Origin of the sequence: Panacagrimonas perspica (assembly GCF_004364935.1) — a bacterium.
Taxonomy (GTDB): domain Bacteria; phylum Pseudomonadota; class Gammaproteobacteria; order Nevskiales; family Nevskiaceae; genus Panacagrimonas; species Panacagrimonas perspica.
Map to the genome: position 1 here is coordinate 2,508,677 of NZ_SOBT01000008.1, position 14,414 is coordinate 2,523,090.

Genomic DNA, 14,414 nt, shown 5'->3' on the forward strand with positions numbered 1-14,414 from the left:
GGATATATATCTCCATATGAGCATATCAATATCTCTGAGCTCAACCATGAAAATCCGACAACTTCACTACATCCAGGAGGTCGCGCGACGCGGCCTCAACGTGACGGCCGCTGCCGAGGCGCTGTTCACCTCGCAGCCCGGGGTGAGCAAGCAGATCCGCATGCTGGAGGACGAACTCGGCGTGAACGTTTTCGTGCGCAATGGAAAGCATCTGTCGGAAATCACGCCAGCTGGCCAGCGCATCCTCGATTACACGCAGCGGCTGCTGCATGAAGTCGAGAACATCAAGAATATTGCCGAAGAATTCCGCGACACCGATCGTGGCGACCTATCGATCGCGACGACCCATACGCAGGCCCGATACGCCCTGCCACCGGTGATCCAGCGCTTCCGGTCACGTTTCCCGAAGGTAACGCTACATCTGCATCAGGGTTCACCGCCGCAGATCGCCAAACTTGCTTCGGACGGCCAGGCTGACTTCGCGATTGCCACCGAAGCCCTCGAATTGTTCGAGGACCTCGTCATGCTCCCCTGCTACCGCTGGAACCGGATCGTGCTGGTTCGTCCAGATCATCCGCTCGCTCAGGAAAAGCAGCTGGGACTTCGGGAACTGGCGGCGCACCCGATCATCACCTACACCTTCGGCTTTACGGGCCGCTCGAAGCTGGATCAGGCCTTCGCGGCGCATGGCTTGCGTCCGGACGTCGTGCTGACGGCAGTCGACGCCGACGTCATCAAGACTTACGTCCGGCTCGGCCTTGGCGCGGGGATCGTGGCCGACCTGGCCTACGACCCCAAGGAAGACGCCGACCTCGTCGCGCTGCGAGCAGATCACCTTTTCGAGCACAGCACGACTCATATCGGTTTCCGGCGCAGCATGTTCCTGCGCGGCTATATGTATGACTTCATTGCAGCTTTCGCCCCGCACCTGACCCGTGAACTGATCGACGAGGTGGCCGGCATCGCGGACCCGAACGCCCGTGCCCAACGGTCGAAGCAGCTGGGCGACGCTCTTCCTGCGTGATGGTCCCTTCTTCTTATTCCCAGTCCTTCTTACGATATGCCCTCAACGCGCTATAGCGGCGATTAGCCGCCTGATAGCCTTCGCGCCCGCCTACCCAGTGGGATATCTCGGAAGGTTCGATGTACCGCTACGACCAGTACGACCAGACGCTCGTCGACGAGCGAGTCTCCCAGTTTCGGGATCAGACCGAGCGCTTCCTTGCCGGAAAGCTTCCGGAGGAGGAATTCCGGGCCTTGCGGCTACGTAATGGCCTGTACATCCAGCGCTTTGCGCCGATGCTGCGCATCAGCATCCCGTACGGCCTGCTGTCCAGCGAGCAGGTCCATACGCTGGCCCACGTCGCTCGCACCTATGACAAGGGCTACGGCCACTTCACGACGCGCCAGAACATGCAGTTCAACTGGCCCGACCTCGCGCGCGTGCCGGACATTCTCGCGGACCTCGCGAAGGTGCAGATGCATGCCATTCAGACGTCCGGCAACTGCATCCGCAACATCACCTCCGACCACCTGGCCGGTGTCGCTCGCGACGAACTCGTCGATCCGCGACCCTACTGCGAACTGACGCGCCAGTGGGCGACGTTCCATCCGGAGTTCAACTGGCTGCCGCGCAAGTTCAAGATCGCCTTCACGGCCTCTCAGAGCGATCGCGCCGCCATTCGCGTTCACGACATCGGAATTCAGATCGTGCGCAACGAGGCGGGCGAACTCGGATACACCGTTTACGTCGGCGGCGGTCTTGGCCGAACGCCGATCATCGGTGTGAAGACCGCTGATTTCGTCCCCGAACTGGATCTGCTGTCGTATCTCGAAGCAGTGCTGCGGGTTTACAACCTGCTTGGTCGCCGCGACAACATCTACAAGGCGCGCATCAAGATCCTCGTCAAGGAGACCGGCGCCGAGAAGTTTCGTCAGATGGTCGACGAAGAATGGGAGCGCATCAGACACGGCGAATTGCGCCTCGACGGCACGGAGATCGAGCGCATGCGCGCTCATTTCACGCTGCCCGATTACGAATCACTGCCGGCGGTCGACGCGAGCTACGAAAGCAAGCTGCGTGAGGATTCCGCGTTCGCTGCGTGGGCCCGGCGAAATCTGCACCCGCACCGCCAGCCCGGCTACGCCGTCGTCTTTGTTTCGCTCAAGGCCAACGGCATCGCCCCTGGCGACATCACGGCAGAGCAGATGGACGCCGTTGCGCAGCTGGCGGATCGCTATTCATTCGGCGAGATTCGTGCGACCCACGACCAGAATCTCGTACTCGCCGACGTAAAGCTCTCGGACGTGTTCGCGGTCTGGCAGCAGCTGCGCTCGCTGAATCTGGCGACGCCGAACATCGGGCTGCTCACCGACCTGATCTGCTGCCCGGGCCTCGACTTCTGCTCGCTCGCCAACGCAAGCTCCATCAGCGTCGCGCAGGACATCTTCGATCGCTTCGAGAGTCTCGACGACCAGCACGACATCGGTCCGATCAAGGTCAAGATGTCGGGCTGCATGAACGGCTGCGGACATCACACGGTCGGGCACATCGGCATTCTTGGCGTCGATAAGAAGGGCGAGGAGTGGTATCAGGTCACGCTCGGTGGATCTGCCGAGAACGATGCGAGCCTGGGCGATCGCACCGGCCCATCGTTCTCGCGCGAGGACATCGGTGATGCCGTTCAGCGGATCATCGAGGTGTACCTGGAACGCCGCGACAGCGAAGACGAAACCTTTCTCGGCGCTTACAGGCGCATCGGCATGGCGCCGTTCAAGGCTCGCCTCTACCCAGCGACGGCCGCAGCATGAGCGCCCTGCTGCGCGTCGATGGTGGCTCGGCAATCACGTACGCGCCGATTGGTGACGACGATGCCGTGCCGGAAAACGGAGCCGTCCTCGTGAGCTTCGCGCGTTGGGAACGGGATCGCGCGCAACTCGATGCACGCAAGGCGCCGCTGGCCATCCAACTACCGAACACTGCGGACATCGCGACGATCGATCCGGCCGTGCTGAAAGCGGATTTGATCGTTCTTCAATTCCCTTCGTTCGGCGATGGTCGCGGATATTCGCAAGCGCGCCTGCTTCGCGATGCGCGTGGTTACAAGGGCGAGCTTCGTGCAACCGGCGCCGCTGTCGTGCGCGATCAATTGCTCGGAATGGTCCGCTGCGGCATCGACAGCTTCGAACTGCGTGCCGACCAATCGCCCGAGTCGTGCATGGAAGCGTTGAAGGATTTCTCGATCGCTTACCAACCTCCTGCAGACGATCTTCCGCAGATCCGAAGCCTGCGGCGCCGAAGCATGTCGACGTGAGCCTCAACTGAACCAAGATGAATCGTTGAGCGACCGCTTTTTCGCGGTCGTTCATGGTGTTGTCATAGAAGAACCCATCCGCTCTAATTGATTGGATGCAGCGCAAAAGCGCTCGCAGTTCAAGCACATCAATAAGGTGGGGAAAGAACGCCATGAAGCTCAAAGCCGTCGCGGCAACGTTTGCCCTGAACGCGATCTCCCTGGCTGTCGTCACTGCGAACGCGCAGGGCTCAGCCATCTCCGTGCCGCAGTCGGCGCCCAACTCTTACGCGGGTGCCAGCTTCGGTTCGCCGCTGGCATTCGGTGCGGATTGGGGAGCCGTCGGTATCGGCGTCTACGGCCAGACCCTGCCGAACAAATTCAACGGCGCCAAGTTGGATACCGACGAAGATTTCGACGGCAGCGCCGCGATCGTCTTCGGCCTCGGCGATGCCGATAAATACGTAGGCCTGGAAACGGCGATCGTGACCACGTCGCTGACCGGGTCCGAGAAGTTGACCGGCAACGACTCCGATGAATTCGGCGAGTCCGGTGGCCTGTCCTTCAAGCTCCACACCAATGTTCCGGGCGGTGCAGCTCTTGCCATCGGCGTCATCGGCACCGGCCGCTGGGGTGAAGCGGAAGAACAGAATGAGTCGAGCGTCTTCGCAAATGCGACGAAGGTGTTCTCCATCGACACCGGATCGAGCAAGCATGCGTTGGTAGCGAACATCGGCATCGGCGACGGCTCCTTCACGAGCAGCCTGCGCGACGATGGCGTCAACGTGTTCGGCTCGCTGGCGTTCTATGTCACCCGGCAGCTTTCGCTCATCGCAGACCACAACGGTCGATTCACCAATCTTGCAGTGTCCGCAGCCCCGATCAGAGGCATCCCGCTCGTCGTGACGCTTGGCGCCGTGAACGTCGGCGAGCGCTTCGATTCCGACATGCAGTTCGGCGGCACTCTCGGCTACACGCTCAGCTTCTGAGCGAACTGAATAACTGGAGATTCAAATGTCTTCCAATTTTCTCAAGTCGGTCGCGTTTCTCGCCATGACCATGGCTGGTACGGCTGCGATGGCACAGACGGACGGCGGCGCCACCACCGGTGGCGTAAGCCTCAGCGGCAATCTCGGCGGGCTGAACTCCGACTTCGCGGGTGGTACTGCAGCCGGTTCGAACACCGGAAAAACGGGCGGCCTGATCTCGTCGATCGACAAGGCCATGGGCGGAAGCGGCGGCGAGAAAAAGCAGGATACGACTGCCGGCTGCGGCAAGCTGAAGTGCGATTGATCGACGGCTCAATCGCTGAGGCGGGCCTCCATCAAACCTTGATGGAGGCTTGTCCGAAGTAGCTCTGAAGCGCGCCCGGGATTTCGATGGAACCATCGGGCTGCTGATAGTTTTCGAGGACCGCCACCAAGGTGCGTCCAACGGCCAGGCCCGAACCGTTCAGCGTGTGAACGAGTTCGGGCTTCTTCGTTTGCGGGTGCCGGTAACGCGCGAGCATCCGTCGCGCCTGAAAATCGCCGTAATTCGAGCAGGAACTGATCTCCCGATAACGATTCTGCGACGGCAACCAGACCTCGATGTCGTAGGTCTTGCTCGCCCCGAATCCCATGTCGCCGGCGCATAGCGCGACTGTGCGAAACGGCAATTCGAGTTTCTTGAGAATGTTTTCGGCGTGCGAGGTGAGTTCTTCGTGCGCAGCGGCGGAGTTCTCCGGCAACGTCGCCATGACCAGTTCCACCTTCTCGAACTGATGCTGGCGGATCATGCCGCGCGTATCCCTGCCCGCCGCTCCCGCTTCCGCGCGAAAGCACGGCGTGTGGCAGACCCACTTCTTCGGCAGCGACTCCAACTCGACGATCTCGTCGCGCAGCAGGTTGGTCACCGGGACCTCGGCCGTCGGGATCAGCCGCCAGTCCTGATCACCCTTGAGCGCGAACAGGTCGTCGCCGAATTTCGGGAGCTGGCCCGTTCCGCGCAGCGAGGCTGCATTCACGATGTAGGGCACGTACAGCTCTTCGTATCCGTGTTCGGCGGTGTGCACGTCGAGCATGAACTGCGTGAGTGACCGATGCAGACGCGCAAGGCCCGCGCGCAGCACCGTGAAGCGCGCGCCGGTGATCTTGGCCGCGGCCGCGAAATCCATCAGGCCCAGCGCTTCGCCGATGTCCGCGTGGTCGCGCGCGCCCTCCGAGGATCTCGGCGTACCCCATCGTCGGACCTCGACGTTGTCGTTCTCGTCGCGACCCTCCGGCACCGACTCGTGCGGCGGGTTGGGCAAACCCATCGCAAAGTCGTCGACCTCCGACTGGATGGCCGTCAGGCGCGCCTCGTTGTCGGCGAGCTGCGTCTTGATGCGATCCATGTCCGCAAGGATCGGCGTGGCGTCTTCGCCCTTGGCCTTGGCCTGCCCGATGCGCTTGGACCCTGCATTGCGGTCCGCCTGGAGCTTCTCGGTTTCGCTCTGGATCTGCTTGCGCGCCGTTTCCAGCTCACGGAAGCGCTCCAGATCCAGCACGAATCCACGACGCGCAAGCTGGGCCGCAACGGCCTCGGGGTCTGCGCGCAGGCGGCGGGGGTCGAGCATGGGACGATGATCCTGGTGAAGAAAAAGGGAGGCGACCAAAGCGCCGACGCGAATTATCGCGACAGCAGACGCTTCACGCGAGCACGGAGCGCGCGACCCACAACCCCAGGGCACAGGCGCCGAAGCCCAGGATCAGCGTGGCCACGACATAGATCGATGCCGCCCAGGCGCCTTCGACGCGCAGCATCTCGACGGTCTCGATCGAGAACGCCGAGAACGTCGTGAAGCCGCCCAGCACACCGATAATCAGCCCGAAGCGCACCCAGTCCGGCGCGGGTTTCAGCAGGAACAACCCGAACAGCACCCCGATCGCGAAGCTGCCGCTCACGTTGACCACCAGTGTCCCGAGCGGCCAGCCGGGCCAGAGCGCGCGAGCGGCCACGCCCACGCCATGACGCGCCACCGAGCCCAGCGCACCGCCCAGGGCGACGGACAGGACGGTGAGCCAGGCCGAGGCGCTCACGCGCCGTCCTTCTTGCGAGGGCGCAACGCGGCGAGGCGTTCGGCGATGCGCCCTTCCATGCCGCGCGCCGTCGGCACATAGAACTGGGTACCCGCGAGCGCATCGGGCAGGAACTGCTGCCCCGCCGCATGCGCGTCGGCTTCGGCATGGTCGTATCGATACTCCTTGCCGTAGCCGAGATCCTTCATCAGCTTGGTCGGTGCATTGCGGATATGCATCGGCACCTCGAGAGAGCCGTGCTGTTCCACCGCGGCGCGGGCCGCTCCATAAGCCGCATAGACCGCATTGCTCTTCGGCACGCCGGCCAGATACACCAGTGCCTGCGCGATCGCGAGTTCGCCTTCCGGGCTGCCGAGCCTTTCGTAGGCATCCCAGGCATCCAGGCAAAGCCTCATCGCGCCAGGCTCGGCCAAACCGATATCCTCGTAGGCCATGCGCGTCACGCGGCGCGCGATGTAACGCGGATCCGCTCCGCCGTCGATCATGCGCGCAAACCAGTACAACGCCGCGTCGGGATCGCTTCCGCGCACCGACTTGTGCAGTGCCGAGATCTGGTCGTAGAAGTTCTCGCCCTGCTTGTCGAAGCGACGCAGGCCGCGGCCGATCAACTTTTCCAGAAGCGCGTCGGACTTCTCGCCCGCTGCTCGCGACAACTCCACGGCGGTCTCGAGCAGGATCAGCGCACGGCGAGCGTCGCCGTCGGCAGCCTCGGCGATGCGATCCAGCCATGACTCGGGCAGCGCGTCGGCACTCAGCCCCAGCCCGCGATCCGCATCGACGAACGCCCGTCGCAACAGGTCGAGAACCGCCGCGTGATCGAGCGACCGCAGCACGAACACGCGAAGTCGCGACAACAGAGCACCGTTCAACTCGAAGCTGGGATTCTCCGTCGTCGCACCGACCAGCAGCAGCGTGCCGTCCTCGACGAACGGCAACAGCGCGTCCTGCTGCCCCTTGTTGAAGCGATGGATTTCGTCGATGAACAGAACCGTGCGCCGCGCCGTGAGGCCCTGCGCCTCGGCCTGCGCGTGTGCCACCGATTCGCGGATGTCCTTGACGCCCGCCAGCACCGCGGACAGCGTCAGGAACAGCGCATCCACGTGCTGCGCGATCAGGCGCGCGAGCGTGGTCTTGCCGACACCGGGAGGTCCCCAGAACACCAGCGACGGGATGCGTCCGGATTCAAGCAAGACTCGCAGCGGCGCGCCCTGCCCCAGCACATGCTCCTGCCCCACCACCTCGTCGATCGAGCGCGGTCGCATGCGCTCCGCAAGTGGCGCCTGAGGCTTCATCGCGCGCTTGCAGCACCCTCGACGACTTCGACGCCCTTGGGCGGCGTGAACGTGAACTGCGCGTCCGGAATCGGTCCGTTGACCTTCACGTCGCGCAGCTCGACCACCGTGTTGCCACCCAGCGGATCGGAGAAACGCAGCTTCTGCGGCACGCCCGCCTTCAGCCACAGCTCGATGGACTTGAAGTCGCTCTGTTCGGACTTGGGTTCCAGCGAGACGACGCGCAGGCCGTCCTTCTCGCCCAGATCCTTGGTCCTGAAGTTCTCCGCCAGCTTGGCTTTCTGCGCCAGCAATTCCGCGGGCGTACCCGCGAGCGTCTCGCCGGCCGGGCGGACCGTGACCTGCTTCAGGTCCGGGTCGTAGGCCCAGATCTTCTGGCCGTCGCAGACCATGAGCTGCTCGTAAGGCTGATCGTAGGACCAACGAAAACGCCCGGGCCGCGAGATCGCGACCATGCCCGCCCCGGAGGACACCAACTCGCCGTGCTCGTCGGTCTGCGTCTGCACGAAGCGGCCGTTGAGCGTGCGCACGTTCTCGACGAACTGGCGCAGCTCCTCGTCGGCCGAGCCGGCACGCGCCGGATCCGCAGCGAGCAAAACGCCGAACAGGCCGACGGCAAACAGAAACTTCTGGAGCATGGAGACGGAACCTGGTTTCGAATGGCGGCGAGGAATCGCCGCCGGCGGCGCGATCGGTAGGAGCGTCATCCGCCGCACCGGGAGCAGCAGCATGCGGGACGCCAGCTTAAGCAGCGCGGAATGCACGCCTAGTCGCGTCCGCCAGGGGCCAGGATGTCGCGGTTGCCGCCGGGGCCACTCGGACCGACCAGGCCCGAGGACTCCATCTGTTCGACCATTCTCGCGGCGCGGTTGTAGCCGATCTTCAGACGCCGCTGCACCCAGCTCACGCTGGCCTTGCGCTCCTGCAGCACCATGGCCACCGCCTGGTCGTACAGCGGATCGGACTCCGCATCGTCACCGCCTTCGCCCGGCTGGGGCGCCTGCGGCTCGTCGGCGCAGATGTCTTCGATGTAATCCGGCGGCGCCACCTGCTTGAGGTAGGCGACGACCTTGTGAACCTCGTGATCGTCGACAAAAGCACCGTGCACGCGAGCGACGGTCGAGGCGCCGATCGGGCGATACAGCATGTCGCCGTGACCCAGCAGCGTCTCGGCGCCCTGCTGATCCAAGATCGTGCGGCTGTCGACGCGCGACGCCACCTGGAACGCGATGCGTGACGGAATGTTCGCCTTGATCAGGCCCGTGATGACGTCGACGCTCGGGCGCTGCGTGGCGACGATCAGGTGAACGCCGGCGGCACGTGCCTTCTGCGCCAGGCGCGCAATCAGCTCTTCCACCTTCTTGCCCACGACCATCATCATGTCGGCGAGCTCATCGATGACGACGACGATGTGCGGCAGCGGCGCCAGCGCTTCGGGCTCCGGCAGCGGACCGTCGCCGCCACTGCTGAACATGTCCGGTGCGATCTTCAGCGGATCGCGGATCGGCAAGCCGGCCGCCTCGGCGTCCTCGATCTTCTTGTTCATGCCCGCGAGATTGCGCACGCCGAGCTGCGTCATCAGGCGATAGCGCCGCTCCATCTCGGCCACGCACCAGCGCAAGGCGTTGGCGGCGTCCTTCATGTCGGTGACCACCGGCGTCAGCAGGTGCGGAATGTCGGCGTAAACGGACAACTCCAGCATCTTCGGGTCGATGAAGATGAAGCGCACCTGATCGCGCGTGGCCTTGTACAGCATCGACAGGATCATCACGTTGATCGCCACCGACTTGCCGGCGCCGGTGGTGCCGGCCACCAGCAGATGCGGCATGCGACCCAGGTCCACCGAGACCGGATTGCCCGCGATGTCCTTGCCCAGCGCCATCGACAGCGGCGACGTCGAATTCTTGTACGCGGGCGATTCCAGGATTTCGCGCAACGCCACCATCTCGCGCTTGGTATTCGGAATCTCGAGACCCACGTACGGCTTGCCCTCGATGACTTCGATGACACGCACGCGCGACACCGAAAGCGAGCGGGCGAGATCGTTCGAGAGGTTCGTGATCTGCGCGCCTTTGACGCCGGGCGCCGGCTGCAGCTCGAAACGCGTGATGACGGGACCGGGCGTGGCCGCGACGACCTGACACTTGATGCCGAAGTCAGCGAGATGCCTCTCGACGTCGCGCGACAGCTTCTCGAGTTCTTCGTTGGTGTAGCGCTTGCCGCTGGCCCTCGGCGGATCGAGCAGGGCAACCGACGGGATCGGGTCGCCACGAAACGCGGTGGACGATTCGAGCTTCACCGGCTTGCGCGGAGCGCGGGGCGCCCGCGGCGCAGCCGGCTCGACGGCGAGATCGATGTCCGGTTCGGCGGCGCCCAGGCGCATCGGCACCGCGTCATCGGCAAAGCCGCTCAGGCCCAGTTGGGTCTCGGGTTCAACCAGCGGCACCGGCCGGGCGGCCTCCCCCAGGTCCGGAGCCTTGCGCCGTGATCCGCGCGCAGGCTTGGACGCGGCTTCCGGATCCGCCTGTCCGGCGAGTTCGAGCAGCGGATCGCGCTCGATCGATTTCTCTCGGCGCTTCGGCACTAAGCGCATCACCAGGCCGCCCACGCGATCGACGACGCCGACCCACGAGAACATCAACGCCAGCGGCGCGGCCGACAAGAACAGCGTCAGCAGGCTCAGGCTGGCCCCGAGCGGCTTGAGCGCCGTCACGAACCAGGCGCCGATGACCTGCCCGGAAATGCCACCGCCACCCTGCGGCGGGAACGAGGGCCAGACGCCGGCGTGCAGCGCACATAACCCGGCCAGCGCCACCAGCATCACCATCCACGCGGCGATGCGCACCAGCACCGGCATCGGCGTCGTGGCCGGCGCTCCACGGTAGATGCGCACGCCCGCCACGCAGACACCCCAGGGCAGGAAGAACGCAACGTAGCCGAACAGGCTGAGCATCACGTCCGCCGTCCACGCACCCAGCGGCCCGACGAGGTTCTGCACCGGCGTTCCGGCGCCGGACGAGGTCCAGCCCGGATCGTTCGGATCGAAGCTGATCAGCGCGACCAGCAGGAAGAGCGTGATGCCGATGCAGGCAAGAAGCCCGGCCTCGCGAGGCAGTCTTTCCAACCAGCCCGGATCCGCCGCGACCGCTGTGGCCTGGGATTTGCTTTTGGACAAAGGGGTACGTCGCTGAACCGAAAGGTGGAATCCGGCGCCATGAAGGCGGTCTGCCGCCGGCGATGGACGAGCGGTCGGCGCAAGCGGATGACGGGCACGAGTATAGCAACGGTAAAGCTGCGGCCATCTTGAAAACGGCCGTTAAAGTGGCATACAGGGTGTGTCGAAAAGATGGTTACCGAGGAACTGCTGGAGAACGCTCATGCATACGAAGCACTTCGTCCTGACACTGGATGGTGGCATCCGGGAATTCACGCCCGAGCAGGCTGCGATGGTCGCGGCCGGCACCAATATCCTTCCCGAATTCGCAGACCGGCGCGTGCGCTATCTGCAGGTCACGGTGGATAACGAGAGCGGCAACGAGCTGAAGATCCAGACAGCCGGCGCCGCGATCGAGTTCGACCACGGCGGCAAGATGACCCAGGCGGGTCCGCCTTCGGCCGAAGAGCAGATCAGCCGTTTCGAGCACGACGCGGTCGTGCAATGGGCCATCAAGGACATCCCCAACGCTGCCCCGACGTTCCACTGACGAGATACCCTCCCATCGGTGCGAACCCGGCATGTGCAGCGACTGGGTGATGTCGCGGCCGCCGATTGGGACGGGCTGTTCGATGGCGGCTATCCGTTCACTCGCCACGCTTGGCTATCCGCGCTGGAAAAGCATGGATGCGTCTCCGACACCGAGGGCTGGCAGCCGCATCACCTGATCGCAGAAGACGACGCGGGACGGCCCATCGGCGCCGTCCCGCTGTACCTGAAGCATCATTCATACGGCGAGTTCGTTTTTGACTTCGCGTGGGCCAATGCCTCGCACGAACTCGGCAAACCCTACTACCCGAAGCTGCTCTGCGCGATTCCGTTCGTGCCCTCGGTCGGGCCCCGCATCGGCGTGAGCGAAGAATCGGTGCGCCCCGCGATCGCGAGTTATCTGGCGAGACTGCCCGAGGCCGAAAAGCTGTCCTCGATCCATGCGCTCTTCGCCGCCGACGTGGACGCCGCCGCCCTGGATGCGCAGGGGCTGATCGAACGCAACGACACCCAGTTCCAATGGGACGACCGCGGCTATGGCGACATGGCCGGTTTCCTTGCGAGCCTGACCAGCGAGAAGCGCAAGAAGCTGCAGCGCGAACGTCGCCGCGTCGCCGAGGCGGGCATCGGCTTCGAGGTCGCGCGTGGGCGCGAGTTGTCGGAGTCCGCGTGGGATCTGGTCTACCGGCTGTACATCAACACTTACCTGGAACGTGGGCAGTCGCCCTACTTCACGCGCGACTTCCTGGCCGAGATCGGCCGCCACCCGGACCTGGACATGCGACTGGTGTTCGCCGTCCATGAAGGACGCCGCGTCGCGGTGGCCATCACGCTGGTCGGCGGCGATACGCTGTACGGCCGCCACTGGGGCGCCGAAGCGCACTACCACTCGCTGCACTTCGAGTGCTGCTATTACCAGGGCATCGAGCTGTGCCTGCGCGAAGGGTTGAAGCGCTTCGACGCCGGCACCCAGGGCGCCCACAAGCATGGCCGCGGGTTCGAGCCGGTCCGCACCCGTTCCCTGCACCGGATGTCCGACCCGCGCCTGCATCAGGCGGTGGCGCATTTCCTCGCGCGGGAGCGGCGCGCGGTGGCGGCGCGGGAGTCCGAATTCATGCAACATACGGCCTATCGCGCAGAGTCCCCGGCGCGAGTCGAAGCTGACCGAGCGCAGAGCCGATTCGATGGATAACCCGATCCGGCTGCATTGGCTGGATCCACGCGATCCGCAGCAGCCTTTCCCGCCAGCGCATCTGGCCATGCGTGATCCCAACGGCTTGCTCGCCATCGGCGGCGACCTGTCGGTGGCGCGCCTGATCCGCGCGTACTCGCAGGGCATCTTCCCCTGGTACAACCCGGACGAGCCCATCCTCTGGTGGAGTCCGGATCCGCGTGCGGTGCTGATTCCGGAAGATCTGCACGTCTCGCGTTCGCTCGACAAATCGGTGCGCCGCGCCGACTACGCCGTCAGCCTGGATCTGGCCTTCGGCGACGTGCTCACCGAATGCAGCGGTCCGCGCGCGCGCAGCCGCGGCACCTGGCTGGGCTCGGAAATGCGCGAGGCGTATGCGCAGCTCCATGCACGCGGCTATGCGCACTCGGTCGAGGTCTGGCGGGACGGCGCCCTGATCGGCGGGCTATACGGCGTGGCACTGGGCCGGGTGTTCTTCGGCGAGTCGATGTTCAGCCGCGCCTCGGACGCCTCCAAGCTGGCGCTGTACTGGCTGGCGCAACAGATGATCGCCTGGGACTTCGGACTCATCGATTGCCAGGTCGGCTCGGCACATCTCAGGAGCCTTGGCGCAACCGACGTGTCGCGCGAACGCTTCCTGAATCTGCTGCGCACCGCCGTGGCACGGTCGCCGCGTACCGGCCAGTGGCGTTTCGACATCGCGCTGCCCTCGTCGCGCGAGCACCTGCCGGCATGAGCGCGCCCCGACACGGTGCCGCGCAGCGTGGGTGCGCCAGGGGCGCGACCTGCTCACGGCGACGCTCGGGTGCCGCCTGCAGGCCGAAGGTGCCCCAGTGAGCGCGCGCGTCCGCCTGTTCCTGTCCACCGAGCATCCCTGCGGGTACCTGCCCGCGCGGGCCGCGCGCAGCCTGTTCGTGGACCCGGACTACATCCTCAATCCGCAGCGCTACGAAAGCCTGCTCGAGCAGGGCTTCCGCCGCGGCGGCAATCACGTCTACCGGCCGCGCTGCGAGTCCTGCCGCTCGTGCATCCCGGCGCGCGTGAAGGTCCTGGACTTCCTGCCCACCCGCACGCAGCGCCGCTGCGAGCAACGCAACGCCGATCTGCACCTGCACATCCGCAAGGACATCACCGACGAGCAGTTCACGCTCTACCAGCGCTATCTGCGGGCGCGACATGACGGCGGCGGCATGAATCCGGAAGACAAGTCCGGGTTCCACAATTTCCTGAACTGCGGCTGGGGCGCCACCGAATTCTGGGAATTCAGCCTGGACCAGCGCCTGCTCGCCTGCGCCGTGGTGGACCGCGTGCCGCAGGGCCTGTCGGCCGTCTACACCTTCTTCGACCCCGACGAGACCGCCCGCGGCCTGGGCACCTATGCCGTGCTCAGCCAGATCCGGGCGGCCCGGTCGATGGGCCTGCAGTTCGTCTACCTGGGCTACTGGGTGCCGGACAGCCCGAAGATGGACTACAAGAAGAGCTTCCGGCCGCTGGAGGTCCTCGGGACCCAGGGCTGGGAAGGCCTGGCCGAGGAGTCCTGAAGGCCGGAAATCCCGGGGCGTGGTTGAACCGTTCGGGTCCAGCCCGGATAATGCCCGCCCTTTTAGCGACCGGATTGAAACGCCCCCAGAGCATGGCCAAAGAAGACCACATCGAAATGCCCGGCATCGTCGCCGAGACGCTGCCCAATACGACCTTCCGCGTGAAGCTGGAGAACGGGCATGTGGTCACGGCGCACATCTCCGGTCGCATGCGCAAGAACTACATCCGCATCCTCACCGGCGACAAGGTGACGGTACAGCTGACGCCCTACGACCTCACCAAGGGTCGCATCACGTTCCGCGACAAATAAGCCGACCGTAGCCCGGACGAAGT

15 protein-coding genes are annotated in these 14,414 nt (G+C 64.8%); 10 read left to right on the forward strand and 5 right to left on the reverse strand.

Annotated features, from left to right (window positions below):
* Positions 1–46 precede the first annotated feature (46 nt).
* The 5 genes from cysB (at position 47) to DFR24_RS11335 (ending at position 4,586) form a co-directional block, all read left to right on the forward strand.
* Positions 47–1,024, forward strand: coding sequence for an HTH-type transcriptional regulator CysB (gene cysB / locus DFR24_RS11315; protein ID WP_133881359.1), 978 nt, complete (start codon positions 47–49; stop codon positions 1,022–1,024).
* Positions 1,025–1,143: 119 nt separating this feature from the next.
* Positions 1,144–2,811 (forward strand): nitrite/sulfite reductase, encoded by a 1,668-nt coding sequence (locus DFR24_RS11320; RefSeq protein WP_133881360.1) that lies wholly within the window; start codon positions 1,144–1,146, stop codon positions 2,809–2,811.
* On the forward strand, positions 2,808–3,314 hold the full coding sequence (locus DFR24_RS11325; RefSeq protein ID WP_133881361.1) for a DUF934 domain-containing protein: 507 nt from the start codon (positions 2,808–2,810) through the stop codon (positions 3,312–3,314). Before DFR24_RS11320 ends, DFR24_RS11325 begins: the two co-directional genes overlap by 4 nt.
* 152 nt (positions 3,315–3,466) lie before the next feature.
* The gene (locus DFR24_RS11330) at positions 3,467–4,282 is read left to right on the forward strand and encodes a hypothetical protein (RefSeq protein WP_133881362.1); all 816 of its coding nucleotides are present in this window, start codon (positions 3,467–3,469) and stop codon (positions 4,280–4,282) included.
* 25 nt (positions 4,283–4,307) lie between these two features.
* Positions 4,308–4,586 (forward strand): hypothetical protein, encoded by a 279-nt coding sequence (locus tag DFR24_RS11335; protein ID WP_133881363.1) that lies wholly within the window; start codon positions 4,308–4,310, stop codon positions 4,584–4,586.
* Positions 4,587–4,617: 31 nt separating this feature from the next.
* On the opposite strand, the gene serS is transcribed toward DFR24_RS11335, so the two are convergent.
* From serS to DFR24_RS25155, 5 genes are all read right to left on the reverse strand, one after another.
* Positions 4,618–5,889 carry a serine--tRNA ligase gene (gene serS, locus DFR24_RS11340; RefSeq protein ID WP_133881364.1) on the reverse strand — a complete coding sequence of 424 codons (1,272 nt, stop codon included), beginning with the start codon at positions 5,887–5,889 and terminating at the stop codon, positions 4,618–4,620.
* 73 nt (positions 5,890–5,962) lie between these two features.
* Positions 5,963–6,352, reverse strand: coding sequence for a fluoride efflux transporter FluC (locus DFR24_RS11345; RefSeq protein ID WP_133881365.1), 390 nt, complete (start codon positions 6,350–6,352; stop codon positions 5,963–5,965).
* Entirely contained in the window at positions 6,349–7,644 is a 1,296-nt protein-coding gene (locus DFR24_RS11350) for a replication-associated recombination protein A (protein ID WP_133881366.1), read from the reverse strand. Before DFR24_RS11350 ends, DFR24_RS11345 begins: the two co-directional genes overlap by 4 nt.
* Positions 7,641–8,282 carry an outer membrane lipoprotein chaperone LolA gene (gene lolA, locus DFR24_RS11355; protein WP_133881367.1) on the reverse strand — a complete coding sequence of 214 codons (642 nt, stop codon included), beginning with the start codon at positions 8,280–8,282 and terminating at the stop codon, positions 7,641–7,643. Before lolA ends, DFR24_RS11350 begins: the two co-directional genes overlap by 4 nt.
* Before the next feature lie 128 nt (positions 8,283–8,410).
* Positions 8,411–10,768 (reverse strand): DNA translocase FtsK, encoded by a 2,358-nt coding sequence (locus tag DFR24_RS25155; RefSeq protein ID WP_281280158.1) that lies wholly within the window; start codon positions 10,766–10,768, stop codon positions 8,411–8,413.
* 253 nt (positions 10,769–11,021) lie between these two features.
* Here DFR24_RS25155 and DFR24_RS11365 point away from each other — a divergent pair, with 253 nt between their 5' ends.
* The 5 genes from DFR24_RS11365 to infA all read left to right on the forward strand — a co-directional run bounded on the left by DFR24_RS11365 (position 11,022) and on the right by infA (position 14,391).
* Positions 11,022–11,348 carry a hypothetical protein gene (locus DFR24_RS11365; protein ID WP_133881369.1) on the forward strand — a complete coding sequence of 109 codons (327 nt, stop codon included), beginning with the start codon at positions 11,022–11,024 and terminating at the stop codon, positions 11,346–11,348.
* Between the two features lie 18 nt (positions 11,349–11,366).
* Positions 11,367–12,539 (forward strand): GNAT family N-acetyltransferase, encoded by a 1,173-nt coding sequence (locus DFR24_RS11370; protein ID WP_133881370.1) that lies wholly within the window; start codon positions 11,367–11,369, stop codon positions 12,537–12,539.
* Positions 12,532–13,275: a leucyl/phenylalanyl-tRNA--protein transferase gene (gene aat, locus DFR24_RS11375; RefSeq protein WP_133881371.1), complete on the forward strand. Its 744-nt coding sequence runs from the start codon at positions 12,532–12,534 to the stop codon at positions 13,273–13,275. Before DFR24_RS11370 ends, aat begins: the two co-directional genes overlap by 8 nt.
* Before the next feature lie 97 nt (positions 13,276–13,372).
* The gene (locus DFR24_RS11380; protein ID WP_246051598.1) at positions 13,373–14,080 is read left to right on the forward strand and encodes an arginyltransferase; all 708 of its coding nucleotides are present in this window, start codon (positions 13,373–13,375) and stop codon (positions 14,078–14,080) included.
* 92 nt (positions 14,081–14,172) lie between these two features.
* Positions 14,173–14,391: a translation initiation factor IF-1 gene (gene infA / locus DFR24_RS11385; protein ID WP_133881372.1), complete on the forward strand. Its 219-nt coding sequence runs from the start codon at positions 14,173–14,175 to the stop codon at positions 14,389–14,391.
* Positions 14,392–14,414 lie beyond the last annotated feature (23 nt).

What these genes read in the sequence shown, in the direction of transcription:
- cysB (WP_133881359.1), top strand. Translation starts at nt 47, where the DNA reads ATGAAAATCCGACAACTTCACTACATCCAGGAGGTCGCGCGACGCGGC.
- DFR24_RS11320 (WP_133881360.1), top strand. Translation starts at nt 1,144, where the DNA reads ATGTACCGCTACGACCAGTACGACCAGACGCTCGTCGACGAGCGAGTC.
- DFR24_RS11325 (WP_133881361.1), top strand. Translation starts at nt 2,808, where the DNA reads ATGAGCGCCCTGCTGCGCGTCGATGGTGGCTCGGCAATCACGTACGCG.
- DFR24_RS11330 (WP_133881362.1), top strand. Translation starts at nt 3,467, where the DNA reads ATGAAGCTCAAAGCCGTCGCGGCAACGTTTGCCCTGAACGCGATCTCC.
- DFR24_RS11335 (WP_133881363.1), top strand. Translation starts at nt 4,308, where the DNA reads ATGTCTTCCAATTTTCTCAAGTCGGTCGCGTTTCTCGCCATGACCATG.
- serS (WP_133881364.1), bottom strand. Translation starts at nt 5,889, where the DNA reads ATGCTCGACCCCCGCCGCCTGCGCGCAGACCCCGAGGCCGTTGCGGCC.
- DFR24_RS11350 (WP_133881366.1), bottom strand. Translation starts at nt 7,644, where the DNA reads ATGAAGCCTCAGGCGCCACTTGCGGAGCGCATGCGACCGCGCTCGATC.
- lolA (WP_133881367.1), bottom strand. Translation starts at nt 8,282, where the DNA reads ATGCTCCAGAAGTTTCTGTTTGCCGTCGGCCTGTTCGGCGTTTTGCTC.
- DFR24_RS11365 (WP_133881369.1), top strand. Translation starts at nt 11,022, where the DNA reads ATGCATACGAAGCACTTCGTCCTGACACTGGATGGTGGCATCCGGGAA.
- aat (WP_133881371.1), top strand. Translation starts at nt 12,532, where the DNA reads ATGGATAACCCGATCCGGCTGCATTGGCTGGATCCACGCGATCCGCAG.
- infA (WP_133881372.1), top strand. Translation starts at nt 14,173, where the DNA reads ATGGCCAAAGAAGACCACATCGAAATGCCCGGCATCGTCGCCGAGACG.